The organism is Nitrospiraceae bacterium (genome assembly GCA_020632595.1).
In the GTDB taxonomy this organism is placed as follows: Bacteria; Nitrospirota; Nitrospiria; order Nitrospirales; family UBA8639; genus Nitrospira_E.
Window position 1 is genome coordinate 82,383 of the sequence record JACKFF010000008.1, and the last position, 17,303, is coordinate 99,685.

Genomic DNA, 17,303 nt, shown 5'->3' on the forward strand with positions numbered 1-17,303 from the left:
ATCAAAATTCTTAATATAGTGTTCTTTGTCTGTAACCACGCACCCTGCCACTGATGGAATTCTAGAAACTTCATCCAAAATTAGCCGCATGAGACTGATGTGGTTTTTTTAATTCTCTCGCTCAAGATTGTCAATCCATGCCTGATTTCATTCTTACCCATGGTTAACTAAACAAATAAGAATTGCATTCGTTCAGGGATCCACCAAATTAGGGACTCAGAAAATGAATAGGAAAATTAGAAATAGAAATTTGGATTAACCGAAAGCAATGAAGGAGAAAATTCGAAAAGAATTTGAAATTCTCAAAATAGTCGAATAATCAACAATTCGCTTGGGAGCATTGGGTAATAAGAGTTTCCGTGTCGTCGAAAAATTTATCTATGTTAGAAGCCTATTACATTAGCTCTTGGAAGATGTTTTTGCTTTCTTCAGGTCAGAAGCCGCTGGGAATCAAAATCTGTCAAAGCCTTTTACAATTTTCGAAAAACGGTTTTCAAAAACTATTCCATACGATCATTTAGCTCACATAACGCGCTGAGACCGAAGGAAAGCGCGGAACTAATCGTGGTAAATCGAAGCATGGCAGATGTTTTGCTCTGGTAAGTCGTAAGAAAGATATTCATCAGTTTTTCAATAGGCAACCAGTATCAATATGCATGAGGGCTGGTCGTTCCGAAATTGTTCCTCCATGAAAAACGGCTCAATTTCTGAGGAGACACAAAGGAGGTGGTTACAGGGAGAATATTTGAAGCAATCTATGAAATCGGGTAATTTGGGGTCCTACTCCCCCAAACATTTAAATATGTTCGAGAAGGAAAAAATGTACTGCAGTATGTGCATATGCATGTTTTTGAGGGGGTGTCATAACAATTGTCCGGGAAGGATCTTTTTTGGAGATTGAAATGAACAGCTTCCATTTAAGATTGGAATTCCTGTAGAGATGATAAAGAAAGGCGGATTTATGAAAAGGAATAAGTGTCGAAAAATGTGGGTAGCGGGGTCGCTAGCGACAGCTATGTTGGCTATGGGGACGGCGTCTATGGCTTCTGCGGCAGGTTTTACCGCCTACAATGACCTCGCCTGGGGCACTGGGCAGCTTGAAACGAATATTACAAAGATTACCTCTCCCAACGGGGGATCTGGCCTGCCCGCTACTGGTTTATTGAAGGATTTTGCCACTGGCCTCGATACGGGCGTGACCCTGACTGTGACGGGGGGCTCATATGATGGCACTACGCAGGCCACTCAAGGAGCAAATCCCACTACCGGCGATGGCTTTACTATTTTTGATGGCAAGGTCAACGGGCTGGGAGCGATTTCTTATGATGGCAATTCGCTGGTTTTGACCTTTAGCGGGCTCAATCCGAGTAAGACCTATGATCTGAGCTTCTTTGCTCATCGAAACAATTATGCGTGGGATCGGGCCTCACTCGTGACTCTTTCCGGGCAGGAGGCTTTTACGAACACGAGTTCGGTTGCCAGTGATAATCCCAGTGAGCCCGGGGGGGTGATCTTCTCCGGGCCGTCAGATACATCGACTCGGCTACCGGCGGATAATGATAATGGCTATGTTGCGCGGTGGGGTGAGGTCCGTTCCGGCAGCGATGGGATCGTGGTTTTGACCATTAGCTTTGATGGAACTATGGGAAATGAAGGGCTTGGCAAATATGGTAGTGCGGTCAGGCTGATTGAGTCCGCATCTAGTTCCGTTGGGCAGGATCTGAATGGGGATGGCAAAGCCGACTTGGTCTGGCGACATACGAATGGTAATGCCGCAGTCTGGTTGCTGAATGGGGCAGCGGCTCCCTCCTCCACTGTATCTTTAGGCGGTGTGGGCTCGGCGTGGGTGGTCGCGGGGGTGGGTGATACGGATGCTGATGGGAATGCGGACATCATTTGGCGCAATACCACGAGCGGTGCGGTAGCGGTGTGGTTGATGAACGGGGGAACCCTAATTTCCGCTGGTTTTCCCGGCACTGCATCGACGGCTTGGCAAATTCAGGGGGTCGGGGACCTGAACGGTGACGGTAAGGCGGATCTGGTCTGGCGGCACACGAATGGTAGTGCTGCGGTCTGGTTGCTGAATGGGACAGCGGCTCCCTCCGCTACCGGCTCATTAGGTGTAGTGAGTTCAGCCTATCAAATCTCAGGGGTAGGTGATACGGATGCCGATGGGAATGCGGATATCATCTGGCGCAATACCACGAGCGGCGCGGTGGCGGTGTGGCTAATGAATGGGGTGACCATGACTTCCGCGGGCTTCCCTGGCACCGCATCGACGTCTTGGCAAATTCAGGGGGTCGGGGACCTGAACGGTGACGGTAGGGCGGATCTGGTCTGGCGGCACACGAATGGTAGTGCTGCGGTCTGGTTGCTGAATGGAACAGCGGCTCCCTCCGCTACCGGCTCTTTAGGTGTGGTGAGCTCAGCCTGGCAAATTCGGCAAGTGGGCGATACCGATGCCGATGGCAATGCGGATATTATTTGGCGCAATACCGCGAGCGGTGCGGTGGCGGTGTGGCTAATGAATGGAGTGACCATGACCTCCGCCGGTTTCCCCGGCACCGCGTCGACGTCCTGGGAAATTCAAAATTAGCTTGAATCAACCGTTGCATAAAGGTTTCTTGCTTTTGTGACCCCCATTTCGTTTTAGGAATGGGGGTCATGTCAAGTTGAGGACCCAAGGATTTAAAGAACTCTGCAGTAGGACTAGTATTAGGGGAATTTCATCTAAGAACTGGGGGCAGGGAATGAGGAACAGATTTATACCTCTCTTGAGACTGCCCTCCATTTTTTTTTCATAGCTAATGAGAAATGAGAAGGCCAAGTAGATTTTACGGTTGGTATAAAAATCGAGGAGAAGCTTTCAATTACAATATACTGCGGTCATAGAAATATAATTAATGATGGCCTCTTTGGATTTATTGATTTTTTGGCTTTATATCCGTTGGGTATGGTTATTCTATAGCAGATGAGCCAAGTGCGGGGGATATCTCTGGAAAAATAGAAACTAACGGGAGGGGTTATCATAGTCCAAAATCACTACAGGTTGGAAGCAGGTAAGTGGTTGTGCATGTGAAACTTTCGCCTATCTTGGAAAACCCTGGGATTGGGGATTTTTATCAAGAATTCATTCAAAATTATAAGCTAAGGAAGTTGCGCAAGGTTTTCATTTGAAATGTAAGTAAATGTTTTAGACTCTAGCTTCAGGGAAGATGATCTTATGCAAAATAGCAGGCTAAAAGATTCGGAAAAATCTCAAACATGAATTAACTGAGGACTTTCAATGAAGCGTTTGAGTGGAGGTGTGGATTTATTATCATATGGTACATTGACCAATCTTGGATTCTTGGGGGAGTGCTAGGGACCAAAATTAATGTTTAAAGGGTATAAGGCTATTATAAAATTCAAGGTAAAAAGGTTTTGTCTACAATTGCTGTCGGTTCTAATGAATTCATTTGAATTTTTTTTAATATAAATGAGACTTAAGCTATATTGACCATTTTGCCCCTCCACCTCATTCCATTCCTCATCTGAGATACCCCTGGCACGGGATATGCTTAATTTAATAGTCTTATTGCGGTATTTCAATTTCCATAATTATTGGTATAAACGCATAGCGAGGTTAAGAACTAAGATTTTGAAATCTGCGGTTATTGGGATTTACTTAGGCATCTTTTTGTTGCCTTTGATTCAAAATGCACAATCTGGTGACATCAATAGGAATGAAAAAATCCAAATTTGTGGGATGGGAAAATCAAGTGCACGTAATAATGGCATCGGTGTCTTGGATTCACTATGCCAATAAAAACCCAGTTCTGTTGCCAGGAGAGTTTCTCGATTCCCGAGGAGCCTTAATAATTATAAATCCTCCTTTTTACTTTTTTTAGGTTATCCGAAGGGTGCCCTATTTCCGCACCTCATTAGGGATTATAAATTATGAAGAAAATTGGTGTGGTCAGTCTGGGCTGTCTGCTGTCCGTGCTGGTGGCCGCTGTGGTGCCAGCCGCCGCTGCTATTGTGCGGCAACCTTACCTGCAGCTTGTCACCCCCACCTCCATCACCATTGTCTGGCGTACCGACCTGAATTCCGCGGACAATAGCCAGGTCAAATATGGCACGGTATCCGGATCCCTGACCCAAACGGCGACTGGCACGGCGGTCACCCGGTCCGGGCTCAACGTCAAGGATCACATTGTTACCCTTACGGGCCTGACGGCTGCTACGAAATATTTCTATAACGTCGGCACCGCAACCGACGGGATACAAGGCGGTGGCACGACCAATCACTTTTTTGTCACAGCACCCCCCGTCGGGTCGGCTACGCCTATTCGAGCATGGGTGCTGGGTGACTCAGGCGAAAACAGTGTCAACCAACGGAATGTGCGGGATGCGATGCTGAACGAGACTGCGGCAAATCCACCCGATATTATTCTGCACATGGGAGATATCGCGTATGAAAACGGCACCGACGCGGAATTCACCACCAAGCATTTTGCGGTCTATCAAGATATTCTCCGCCAGACGCCCCTCTGGCCCACTCTTGGCAATCACGAATCGCCATCGGTCAATACATCGCTTGGCATTGGCCCCTATTATGAGGCTCATGTCCTGCCGAGCAGCGGCCAAGCGGGGGGAGTGCCATCCGGCACCGAGGCCTACTATGCCTTTGATTATGCCAACGTGCATTTTATTGTGCTGGATTCGATGGACAGTAGCCGGGCGCCGGGCTCGCCGATGGTGACCTGGTTACAAAACGATCTGGCTTCGACGGGGCAAGAGTGGGTAGTGGCCTTCTGGCATCATCCACCTTATTCAAAAGGCCACGACTCGGATAATGTCAACGATTCCGGGGGACGTCTGGTCGACATGCGGGAGACGATTCTCCCCATTCTAGAAGCTGGTGGTGTTGATTTGGTCCTCTCGGGACATTCGCATGCCTATGAGCGGTCCTATTTGATTGATGGCGTCTATGGCTATGGTACGGCGCCCAACTTTGCCACCCCATCATTCACTACGCTTCAGGCTGATGGCCATATTCTTGATGCGGGAGATGGTAATCCCTCTGGCACAGGAGCGTATCAAAAAAGTGCCGGGGGTGTTTCGCACGAGGGAACGGTCTATGTGGTCGCAGGGCATGGGGGTAAAAGCATCGAAGCCACTGGATCCCATCCGGTCATGACAGTGGTTGACCTGGCTTATGGGTCGGTACTCTTGGACATTACGGGCAGCAGCCTCACGTTTCGGAATTTGCGGGCAGGTGGCGCCATCACCGACACCGTGGGCATTGTCAAAAATTCTAGTGGTGCCATTGCCGCGCAGGATTTTAATATCGACGGCAAATCGGATATTGTTTGGCGGAATACCAGTACCGGGGCTTCGGCAGTGTGGCTCATGAATGGTGTTAATATTGCCTCTACCGGCTTTCCAGGCGGGGCGTCTTTATCCTGGAAAATTGCCGAAGGGGGCGATCTGAATGGCGATGGGAAGTCCGACCTCGTCTGGCGAAATACAAACAGTGGTGCAGTGTCGGTGTGGTTCATGAATGGGACAACCATCACGTCGACGGGTTTTCCATCCGGGGCGCCTTTAGTGTGGCAGATCGCGGGAATGGGGGATCTCAATGGCGATGGGAAGGCGGACTTCGTCTGGAGAAATACGAGCAGTGGTGCAGTGGCGGTGTGGATCATGAATGGGACGACCATCACCTCGACCGGCTTTCCAGGTAGTGTCCCGTTGGATTGGGTGATTAAGGAGATAGGCGATCTCAATGGTGATGGGAAGGCCGACCTCGTTTGGCGTAAAAACAGCACGGGGGCCGTGGCGGTGTGGCTGATGAATGGGGCCACTATTTCGTCGACGGGTTTTCCATCTGGTGGCTCCTTAGCCTGGCAAATTGCAGGCGTGGGAGATGTGAATGGGAATGGCACGGACGACATTGTTTGGCGCCATGCGAGCTCAGGTGCGGTGTCAGTGTGGTTCATGAATGGGGCGACTGTCACCTCGACCGGCTTTCCAGGGAGTGTCTCGTTGAATTGGGTGATTAAGCAGATAGGCGATCTCAATGGCGATGGGAAGGCCGACCTCGTCTGGCATAATACGGGTAGTGGAACAGTAGCGGTATGGTTAATGAATGGGGCGACCATAACATCAACGGGCTATCCCGCTACTACGGCTCTGGATTGGCAAATTCAATAGCCCAAGCATTGCGGGTTTCCTGGCTTGTGAAAACTTGTACTGCACCCATTTGTCGAGCCATCAAGAGCTGGAGTGCTGTGACTACTGCTAGGCCCCCTCTTTAGACCAGGTTTAAGGCGAGATTGCTGGCTGGTTTAACTTCCTCCATCCTACCTTTTGCCGCATGGTTGTTAGCGAATTCAGTTGGCGTCCAATCGTGTAATGCCCTGTGAGACCGACGCACATTGTACTCCTGGCGCTATGTGTTCAATTGCTGCTGCGCGTCCGTCAGGGATACAAACCACTGCGTATTCAAGCATTCTCTCCGTAGGGTCCCGTTAAACGAGTCAAGGTAGGCATTGTCGGTCGGTTTCCCTGGGCGAGAGAAATCCAGCTTGACCTGATGCTGATAGGCCCACAGGTCCAGGATCTGACTCGGGAATTCACTACCACTACCATTGTCACAGCGTAAGGTTTTCGGCGCTGGCCGGGTTTTCAGAATAGGATTCAGCACCGTCACCACCTGTTCGCCTCGCGTCTGGTCACGACGGCCTTGCGACGCTGGAGTGAGCGCGGATGTAGCGTCAACCCTTCTTCTCGATACAAGCGATACACCAATTTCCGGCCTACCGCGTAGCCCTCGCGCTTGAGGAACACGGTTATCTTACGATAGCCGCACCGCACCCGGGGTTGACTCAGTTCCCGCACCCACTCGCGTAACGCGGTGCACGGATCTCGGTGACGCTGATATTGGTGCGTGGGTCGGTTCAGTCGGAGCGTCCGACGTGACCCTCGGGTGCTGACTCCATACTGCTGACAGAGATACGTGCCATCGGCCCTTTCCGCGAGGGCGTTAGAACTTTTTTGCGAGGCCAACCTGTACCATGACTTTGTCCAAGGTCAGATCCGCGACCACCCGTTTCAGCCGAATGTTTTCTTCTTGGAGTTGTTTGAGTTCTCGGACTTGGTCGGATTCCATCCCCTGATACCGTTTCTTCCACCGATAGAAGGTCTGCTCCGTGATCCCCACTGTGCGAATCAGGCCGGTCACGGGAGTGCCCACCTCGGCCTGTTTGATTACCGCAACGACTTGTTCCACCGAAAAACGCTTTCGTTTCATGGCATCTTCTCCTTTCCCTTCTCGGGAGAATTATGCCAGAAACTCGCTTATCTTTCGGTCTGAAAAACGGGGTACCGGTCAGTCACTGAATGATTGCGGGATTTGGTTCAGGCAGCCACAGACGATGATCCCATTTCTTGTTATTGTTGTGAGACTTGGAAACGATCGGTTTACGGAGATGTGTTCTGGGGCCGGACGATGACGGAATACATACTCAAATTATTTCCGACATTTCCCCCGCTAACATTACCCCCGAGGGTAATGGTGCCGGCGGGAAAGGTTCGCACAAACAGGCTGAGGGTCGTATCCGAGGTCACCAGATTTTCGCCAGTGTCGGTAAAGGTGTTCAACCACGAAGGTTTCTGGATAATACGATCGCCATGGGCGACATATACGGACACGGGTTGATTAACCGTAAAGCTGAGGAAGGCGGCATTGGTCGCCGCTTTATCATTGTTGGCGGTTCGGATATATGCGGCACCCTGCACGCTGACAGGGACTGTGGTAAACGTATAGGCGCGGTCGATATAGACGGTGCCCCCGGCTTGGAGGCCCGTAGTAGGCACGACATACGCTTGCCCGCTGGCCACGGTCAGGTTCGAAATGGTTAAAGGAGAGGGTGGTGGTGTGCCAGACACTGTTACTTGAACAGTCGCGGGGGTGGGGTCGGCCAGCCCCAGGCCATCGGTAACCGTATAGGTCACCGTAAACACCCCGGCGGTTGTAAAGGTTATGGCGCCGGGATCTTCTACCGTGCGATCAGCAATCCCGGAGCCGGCCCCAAAGGTCCATCGATGCGTAAGGGGTAGGTTCGGTTCAGGATCAGTGCCCGTTCCAGTAAAGGTGACGGTCTGACCTACCTGGATGGTCTGAGGCCCAGTTGGGGTGTTGATGACCCCATTTGGGGCTTGGTTACCCGGTCCTCCTCCGCCCTGGGGTTGGACAATGACCGAATACATGCTGCCTCCGCTACCCGCATTACCCCCGAGGGTAATGGTCCCAGCCGGGAAGGACCGGGTAAACAGGCGGAGGGTTGTATCCGAGGTCACCAGATTTGTACCGGTATCCGTAAAGGTGTTCAACCACGATGGTTTAGGGGTGAGACGCACGTCATGGGCGACCGACACGGAGACGGGTTGATTAACCGTAAAGCTGAGAAAGGCGGCATTGGTCGCCGCTTTATCATTGTTGGCGGTTCGGATATATGCGGCACCCTGCACGCTGACAGGGACTGTGGTAAACGTATAGGCGCGGTCGATATAGACGGTGCCCCCGGCTTGGAGGCCCGTAGTAGGCACGACATACGCTTGCCCGCTGGCCACGGTCAGGTTCGAAATGGTTAAAGGAGAGGGTGGTGGTGTGCCAGACACTGTTACTTGAACAGTCGCGGGGGTGGGGTCGGCCAGCCCCAGGCCATCGGTAACCGTATAGGTCACCGTAAACACCCCGGCGGTTGTAAAGGTTATGGCGCCGGGATCTTCTACCGTGCGATCAGCAATCCCGGAGCCGGCCCCAAAGGTCCATCGATGCGTAAGGGGTAGGTTCGGTTCAGGATCAGTGCCCGTTCCAGTAAAGGTGACGGTCTGGCCCACCTGGATGGTCTGCGTTCCAGTTGGGGTATTGATGACCCCGTTAGGGGCTTGGTTACCCGGTCCTCCTCCATTGTCGGACTCCATCAGCCGGATTGCACTGCCATATTTACCCGTGTATTGGCTGGCGACGTTTCCATCGAAGCTAATGGTGAGCGCTACCATTCCATCGCTGCCTGGCGCAATATTGCTAAATCGCGCAACATATCCCTTATCATTGTCCGATGGTAGACGAGTCGAGGTATCAGAGGGGCCGGAGAAGATTACCCCACCGAGCTCACTGGGATTATCACTGGCGACCGAACTTGTATTGGTAAACGCGTCCTGCCCGGAAAGAGTCACGAGTGAGGCCCGATCCCAACCGTAAGAATCTCGATGAGCAAAAAATGACAAATCGTAGGTCTTACTCGGATTGAGCCCGTTAAAGGTCAACAGGAGCGAGTTGTCGACTTGATTGACGTAGGAGATAACGCCAAGAGTACTGACTTTCCCATTAAAGATGGTAAAGGCGTCTCCCATGTTAGGGTTGGCACCCTGAGTGGCTTGGCCACTTCCGATAAATTCGCCTCCCGTCACGGTCAGGGTCACACCGGTTTCGAGGCCAGTGGTGAAATCTTTGAGTATGCCGCTGCTGGGTAAGCCTGAATTTCCGATGGGTGAGGTGATCTTTGTGATATTCGTTTCGAGCTGTCCGGTGCCCCAGGCGAGGTCATTGTAGGCGGTAAAGCCTGTTCCTTGCGTCTGGACCGTCACTTGAACAGTCGCGGGGGTGGGGTCGGCCAACCCCAGGCCATCGGTAACCGTATAGGTCACCGTAAACACCCCGGCGGTTGTAAAGGTTATGGCGCCGGGATCTTCTACCGTGCGATCAGCAATCCCGGAGCCGGCCCCAAAGGTCCATCGATGCGTAAGGGGTAGGTTCGGTTCAGGATCAGTGCCCGTTCCAGTAAAGGTGACGGTCTGACCTACCTGGATGGTCTGAGGCCCAGTTGGGGTGTTGATGACCCCATTTGGGGCTTGGTTACCCGGTCCTCCTCCGCCCTGGGGTTGGACAATGACCGAATACATGCTGCCTCCGCTACCCGCATTACCCCCGAGGGTAATGGTCCCAGCCGGGAAGGACCGGGTAAACAGGCGGAGGGTTGTATCCGAGGTCACCAGATTTGTACCGGTATCCGTAAAGGTGTTCAACCACGATGGTTTAGGGGTGAGACGCACGTCATGGGCGACCGACACGGAGACGGGTTGATTAACCGTAAAGCTGAGAAAGGCGGCATTGGTCGCCGCTTTATCATTGTTGGCGGTTCGGATATATGCGGCACCCTGCACGCTGACAGGGACTGTGGTAAACGTATAGGCGCGGTCGATATAGACGGTGCCCCCGGCTTGGAGGCCCGTAGTAGGCACGACATACGCTTGCCCGCTGGCCACGGTCAGGTTCGAAATGGTTAAAGGAGAGGGTGGCGGCACACCTTTCTGAATGCCCACGGTGTCGGTGATGGCGCCACCTGCCCGCAAATTCCGAAACGTGAGGCTGCTGCCCGTAATGTCCAAGAGTACCGACCCATAAGCCAGGTCAACCACTGTCATGACCGGATGGGATCCAGTGGCTTCGATGCTTTTACCCCCATGCCCTGCGACCACATAGACCGTTCCCTCGTGCGAAACACCCCCGGCACTTTTTTGATACGCTCCTGTGCCAGAGGGATTACCATCTCCCGCATCAAGAATATGGCCATCAGCCTGAAGCGTAGTGAATGATGGGGTGGCAAAGTTGGGCGCCGTACCATAGCCATAGACGCCATCAATCAAATAGGACCGCTCATAGGCATGCGAATGTCCCGAGAGGACCAAATCAACACCACCAGCTTCTAGAATGGGGAGAATCGTCTCCCGCATGTCGACCAGACGTCCTCCGGAATCGTTGACATTATCCGAGTCGTGGCCTTTTGAATAAGGTGGATGATGCCAGAAGGCCACTATCCACTCTTGCCCCGTCGAAGCCAGATCATTTTGTAACCAAGTCACCATCGGCGAGCCCGGGGCCCGGCTACTGTCCATCGAATCTAGCACAATAAAATGCACGTTGGCATAATCAAAGGCATAGTAGGCCTCAGTACCGGAGGCCACCCCCCCCGCTTGGCCGCTGCTCGGCAGGACATGGGCTTCGTAGTAGGGACCAATGCCAAATGAGGTCGTGACCGACAGGGCCTCATGGTTACCTAACGTCGGCCAGAGGGGCGTCTGGCGGAGAATATCTTGATAGACCGCAAAATGTTTGGTGGTGAATTCCGCGTCGGTACCGCTTTCATACGCGATATCTCCCATGTGCAGGATTAGGTTGGGAACAGGGGGATTCAGTGCGGTTTCGGTGAGCATCGCATCCCGCACATTCCGTTGGTTGACACTGTTTTCGCCTGAGTCACCCAGCACCCATGCTCGAATAGGCGTAGCCGACCCGACGGGGGGTGCTGTGACAAAAAAGTGATTGGTCGTGCCACCGCCTTGTATCCCGTCGGTTGCGGTGCCGACGTTATAGAAATATTTCGTAGCAGCCGTCAGGCCCGTAAGGGTAACAATGTGATCCTTGACGTTGAGCCCGGACCGGGTGACCGCCGTGCCAGTGGCCGTTTGGGTCAGGGAGCCGGATACCGTGCCGTATTTGACCTGGCTATTGTCCCCGGAATTCAGGTCGGTACGCCAGACAATCGTGATGGAGGTGGGGGTGACAAGCTGCAGGTAAGGTTGCCGCACTACAGCGGCGGCGGCTGGCACAACAGCGCCCACCAGCATAATTAGCGCACACCCAAGTGCCACTATAAACCATTCTGACTTTTTTTTAATTTCCAAGTGTTCGCTTTTTGGTGGGGAGGTGGTGAGGGTCTATCGGCTCTCTAATGTTCTTAGAAGGTCATTGGCCTCGGCAAAATTCGGAGTCTGTTTAATAGCCACACGGAGATCATTTTTAGCCTCTTCAATTCGACCCATAGCTTGATAAACTTGAGCGCGGGCAAGCAATTGCATGGCTGTCTGGCGTTTTCCCAGTACCCGATTGGCTTCAGCTAATGCCTGTTCATTGGCGAGTTTGGCCTCGTCTGGTCGACCCATATGATCAAGGATTTCTGCTCGTTTGAGGTGCCAGGATGTTTTTACTGAGGAGTTAGCTATCTCTTCGTCTACCAAGGCTAGCGCTTCACTGTATTGTTTTTGAACCATCCGTACACGAATGAGGCCTTTTTTTAGTAAGATGGCATCTCCCAGCTTGGCAAGACCATCCTGATATCCTGCCACCGCATCCTCAAGCTTTCCCAAGGATTCCTGGAGTTTCCCCCGAACAAGGTATAGCTCAATTGTAGGTTGCAACTGAATAGCTGACGTAAAGTCGGTAATGGCCTGTTCAGTTTGGCCGTTGCGTGCATGAATGTTCGCGCGTTCAGCCAAGGCAAAGACCCGTTTCGGGTCTGACTCGTCCTGAAGGAAATAATCTAAAGCGCTTTCGGCTTCCTTGTCACGGCCCAAGGCGGAGAGAGTCAGTGCGCGTTGTAAGACGACAGTGCGGTTCTCCCGGTTTAGAAGCCAGGCCCGTTCTAAATCAAGCAAGGATTCGATGTATTTTCCATTGGACCGATAGACTTGCCCACGACGAACTAGCAGATCCACATTATCTGGGTCCTTGACCAATTTCTCGGTGATTTCTTGAATCTCCGAATCAAGTCCGCCATGGGCAGCGGCCAGCTGGACAAAACCAAAGCATCCTATTGCTAGCGCCAAACAGACCATTACCCCGATGCAAGATCTCTGTGGATCCCTAACCGTCTGGCCTATTTTTTCCTTAACAGGCTTGATTCTTTCCTGTCTTATATTGGGAACTGGTGTCATCTTGTTCATCTGCGTTCCTCCTACTAAGTGTATAGCTTCTCCTTGGGTTTCTGGCGAATTGGAGCCGTTTGGTAACTTGGTAGAGTCTGCGATTAATTTTTCATGGATTTCAGGAGTCTCTCTCCAAGAATGAAAATTTCTTGGAATAATGCAAGAATCAAATTGTAAATAGCTTATTATAAATCGTAAAAGAAGCCAAGTTTAGGAGGTGATACTGTTCTAAAATAAGTAATTCCTGCGCAATGCCTCTTTTGCCCTATCTAATTGACTTGTGTTGAAATTAAGAAGGGGTATTTGTCCCAGTTGACTCAGTGACGTCATTGGCCAAAGCAGCGGTTTACAGCTAGACGAAAAGATTTAGCTTAATTGGCACGTTATATCTAATTGTGGCCTTCACCCAAATTTCCGGACACATCTGAAAAGCCTCTTGCTCGGCAAGGAGGTGTGCTATGAAATCACGGAGAAAGTTAGAGGCAAGGGGTTAAATAGGAAGGCTTTCAACAGAGCAAACAGGCCGGTGGGGTCGGGAGGCCGGCCGGCGAGGGACGAAAGCTTTGCCAGGCATGGGCATGCCTCATGGGCAAGTGTTGGCTCGCCTCAAATCTGAATTGGCCTTGGCCTCCTCGCGAGTGGCATGTTTTGAAAGCGGCGGCAGCGTTCTTCTCCAAGACCCTCCGGTGAGGGATCCTATGATTCACCGTTATCACCCCATGTTTTCTTTGCGTCTGATGTGTCGGCTACTCCACTTTCCCCTATTAGGTATTATTCCCGGCAGCACCGATCTCTGAGCCCTTGAGCTCAAGACTGGCAGCACCGGACGACCGACATTCGCACCATCCATGTGGACAGGGCTGGGGGCTATGGGAGCCCGAAGATCTGGCGGGTGTTGCGCAGGCAATGCGAAGGGTGTGGCAAACATCGCATTGCTCGGTTAATGCGCCGAGAGGGCTTGCGGGGGCATTCCCGCTACCAAGCGCTGGAGGCGGCGGAAGTTCGAAAAGCGTCAGGCTGAAATCACCAATCAGCTCGCTCGGGACTTCAGCGCACCAATTCCAAATACCCAATGGGTGACCGATATCACTTATATTCCCACGCAAGAAGGCCGGCTCTACTTGGCGGTGGTCCTGGATTTATTTTCTCGGCAAGTGATTGGGTGGTCGATGCAGCCACAATTGGGACGTGACCTGGTCATGCACGACGTCCTGATGGCCGTGTGGCAACGACGGAGTCCGGAGACAGTGATCCTCCATTCCGACCGAGGCACGCAGAATACCGCACAGGAGTTTCAAGCCTTCCTGCAGGCACATGGGATTGTGAGTAGCATGAGCGGCGTGGGGAGCTGTTATGATAATGGGGTGGCGGAGAGTTTTTTTTGCTCATTGAAACGCGAACGAGTTCAACGACGGCAATACGGAACCCGGGCGGAAGCCCGAGCTGATGTGTTTGATTACATCGAACGGTTTTATAACCACCGACGGCCCCACTCTTTTATTCAAGGCCTGACCCCAAGAAATTTTATGGAGCAATACTCTCAATACTCTCAAAAGTTTTCTTTAACCTGTCCGTGAAACCGCGGGAAGACCACCAAAAAATCTGGAAAGGAAAACCACAAAGCGTTCGCGTCTGTTCCAGACTTTCTAAAAGCCCCGCCATGGGCTTACCACAGATCAAAATTCGGAGTCTTGTCGCCCGGGGCCTTATACCGAACTGCTGAAGAAATTGGAGGCCTCAGGATCTCTATATTTATCCGCTCCAAAACTTCAGAAAACAGAGACAATTACAATTGTTGAGACGATTTCAATTTAAACACAGTCATGCCTATGAGGTTCAAACGCCTAATATTGATTGAAAAATACATTCCGGGTTGTTTTATGCCATATCAAAAAAATGTCTTTGAGTAAGACGTTGAGTTAATTGAATTTTCTGGTATGCTCTGATGGAAGGAACAAAAACTATAATGTCCGATTCGCGGTGGTATCTCGTTCAAAGTAAGGTCCGTCAGGAAGATCTGGCAGAATTGAACCTACGATTGTTGGGCGTTGAGACTTTCTGCCCACGTTTACGGGAGTTGAAAGCGACTCGAAGTAAAGCTCAAACTGAAGGGGAAATATTATTTCCAGGGTATTTATTCGTAAGATTTAATATAAAGACTGGATACCGGAAAGTGACTTATGCTCAGGGGGTTCTGAGGGTGGTCAAGTTTGGCCCGGAACCAGCAGTAGTGGAAGAAGAAATCATTGACTCAATTAGGGAGAGAGTTCACAATAGGTTTGTAAACCCACCCCTTTCAGCTTCATTGGAATCTGGACAAATAGTTCGTATTCATAAAGGGCCCTTTCGTGGCTTTGAGGCAATTTTTGACCTTGAGCTGAATGGGAGGCAACGAGTCGTCCTCCTTATGAAAACCGTTGCATTTCAAGGTCGTATGGTCCTTGATCGCGACTGTGTAGTGTTGTAATGAGACTTATGAGGCTTGCAATGGCCAATTTGGCCATTTCGAGAATAAATGCGTTGAAATAAGACAAATCAGCAAATCTAGCCAATAGATTTCTCCTAATACGTAATTATACTCCTCGATTTTTCCTTAGGTTTGGTTTCATGTTTAAAAAAAACATATAAAAGTAATGGGCTAAGTAGTCGCAAGAATTAAGTAATAAAAACAGCTAATTCAGGGCATGGATCGATTAGGCGGTTAAGAAATTAAATAAGAGTACTTGTAGCCCCTTTTTAGTTTACTTCCACTTGTGTTTTTGATTGCAGTCTGAATAGTTTCGTTATTTGTTTGAGTGCGAAAACTTGACGATTAGGAGATTAACTCAGTTGGCTGGGCATGGCGGCAGCCTGTCTATTTTGGGAACAGGGCTTGATTTTTTATACTCCAAAACAAGTAGTGAAATTGTTGTACATTACTAATAAATGCGATGAAAGTTGCCATAATTTTAGAATTTCATTTGGGTTTCGGATTTTTATTTAGGAAAACCGGAAAAGCCAGGCAGGAATTTAGAAAAAGATGAAATGGATAGTTTGACGAAAAATCGTATAACCTTCCTTTTGTCTCCTCTAGATTGAGGATGACCTATTTTATAATTCGTCCCCCCCCTATAGTGACCTCGGCCAAAGCTGTACCGATATTTTTTCCCCTTGATTGATTTTTATTTTAAATGGTGAAAACGTCATGGCCATCTTTCAAACGGTCAATTCCTTTTTGTTTTTAAGGCTTAACCAAACTTTTCGAATCTGCTGTAGGTGAAAAATGGAAACTTCAGACTTTCTGGTCATTGGTGGCGGAATCATTGGCATTAATATAGCTCGACACCTGAAACGGCAGTTTTCCGATGCGTCCGTGACTATTATTGAAAAGGAAAATCACTGTGGAGCTCATGCCAGTGGTCGGAATAGCGGGGTGTTGCATGCTGGTTTTTATTATTCACCGGAAAGTTTGAAGGCCAAATTTACACGTCTCGGAAATAAACTGTTGACGGAATACTGTGAATCCAGGCAGATACCGATGAATAGGTGTGGAAAGCTTGTTGTTGCCAAAGATTGTAGCGAACACCCAGCTCTTGACGAACTTCTCAGGAGAGGAAAAGCAAACGACATTGATTTACAAGCTATTACCGAGGAGGAAGCCAAAGCTATTGAGCCCCGCGTGAAAACCTGCCAGCGAGCCCTGTTTTCTCCAACAACATCGACGGTGGACCCAACTAAAGTTTTGCAATCAATGACCAGCGATGCCATTCATGAAGGGATACAGGTTCGTTGCGGGGTTCAGTATCTCAAAAAAACGCAGGAAGGAATTTTTACCTCAGCTGGCAACTTTAAAGTCGGGTATCTCATTAATGCGGCCGGTCTGTATGCAGACAAAATTGCAAAAGATTTCGGTTTTTCCGAGAATTATAAAATTCTCCCTTTTAAGGGACTCTACCTCTACTCGGATGAGCCAATAGGAGCCATCCGAACAAACATTTATCCAGTCCCGGATTTGCGGAATCCGTTTCTCGGAGTCCATGTCACTGTTACTTCGGAGGGAAGAGCGAAGATCGGGCCAACGGCGATCCCCGCTTTTTGGCGTGAACAATATTCCGGATTTGAGAATTTTAACGCTCAAGAGTGCATGGATCTCACCTTAAGACAAATGCATCTTATAGGATTTTCTAATTTTGACTTTAAAAAATTGGCTTTTGAAGAGTTAAGGAAATACTCCCGTGGCCATCTGGTCACTTTGGTTTCTGCTTTACTTGATGGCGTGCAGACAGAACACTATAAGTCCTGGGGAAGACCAGGGATACGAGCACAGCTGGTCAATATGAAGGAGAAGACCCTTCAAATGGATTTTGTCCTTGAAGGAGATGACAAATCCATGCATATATTAAATGCGGTATCTCCTGGATTTACATGCTCCATCCCTTTTTCAGAATATGTCTGTGAGAAGATTCAGGCGTCAGTGAAAACCGGTTAAAAGCCATTATGGTTAATGCAGAAAATCCATGCTGAGAGGAAGGGAAGGTATGAATTTATTTGATTGCCTCATGTCCGAT

The 17,303-nt window shown here is 50.1% G+C and carries 8 protein-coding genes and 1 pseudogene; 6 read left to right on the top strand and 3 right to left on the bottom strand.

The window, feature by feature from the left end; genetic code table 11:
- Window positions 1–961: 961 nt before the first annotated feature.
- Window positions 962–2,596, top strand: a complete 1,635-nt coding sequence (locus H6750_14560) for a VCBS repeat-containing protein (GenBank protein ID MCB9775530.1) — start codon at window positions 962–964, stop codon at window positions 2,594–2,596.
- Window positions 2,597–3,939: 1,343 nt separating this feature from the next.
- On the top strand, window positions 3,940–6,198 hold the full coding sequence (locus tag H6750_14565; GenBank protein MCB9775531.1) for an FG-GAP repeat protein: 2,259 nt from the start codon (window positions 3,940–3,942) through the stop codon (window positions 6,196–6,198).
- Between the two features lie 175 nt (window positions 6,199–6,373).
- Here the strand turns inward: H6750_14565 and H6750_14570 are convergent.
- The 3 genes and pseudogenes from H6750_14570 to H6750_14580 form a co-directional block, all read right to left on the bottom strand.
- Window positions 6,374–7,297, bottom strand: a pseudogene (locus H6750_14570) (transposase).
- 170 nt (window positions 7,298–7,467) lie between these two features.
- The gene (locus H6750_14575) at window positions 7,468–11,703 is read right to left on the bottom strand and encodes a PKD domain-containing protein (protein MCB9775532.1); all 4,236 of its coding nucleotides are present in this window, start codon (window positions 11,701–11,703) and stop codon (window positions 7,468–7,470) included.
- Window positions 11,704–11,769: 66 nt separating this feature from the next.
- The gene (locus H6750_14580) at window positions 11,770–12,657 is read right to left on the bottom strand and encodes a tetratricopeptide repeat protein (protein MCB9775533.1); all 888 of its coding nucleotides are present in this window, start codon (window positions 12,655–12,657) and stop codon (window positions 11,770–11,772) included.
- A gap of 949 nt (window positions 12,658–13,606) precedes the next feature.
- Between H6750_14580 and H6750_14585 the strand changes: the two genes are divergently transcribed.
- The 4 genes from H6750_14585 (at window position 13,607) to lhgO (ending at window position 17,224) form a co-directional block, all read left to right on the top strand.
- Complete coding sequence (locus H6750_14585) at window positions 13,607–13,777, top strand: transposase (protein MCB9775534.1); 171 nt, start codon at window positions 13,607–13,609, stop codon at window positions 13,775–13,777.
- On the top strand, window positions 13,725–14,333 hold the full coding sequence (locus tag H6750_14590; protein MCB9775535.1) for an IS3 family transposase: 609 nt from the start codon (window positions 13,725–13,727) through the stop codon (window positions 14,331–14,333). Before H6750_14585 ends, H6750_14590 begins: the two co-directional genes overlap by 53 nt.
- A gap of 368 nt (window positions 14,334–14,701) precedes the next feature.
- Window positions 14,702–15,223: a transcription/translation regulatory transformer protein RfaH gene (locus tag H6750_14595; protein MCB9775536.1), complete on the top strand. Its 522-nt coding sequence runs from the start codon at window positions 14,702–14,704 to the stop codon at window positions 15,221–15,223.
- A 795-nt stretch (window positions 15,224–16,018) separates the two neighbouring features.
- Window positions 16,019–17,224, top strand: coding sequence for an L-2-hydroxyglutarate oxidase (gene lhgO, locus H6750_14600; protein MCB9775537.1), 1,206 nt, complete (start codon window positions 16,019–16,021; stop codon window positions 17,222–17,224).
- Window positions 17,225–17,303 lie beyond the last annotated feature (79 nt).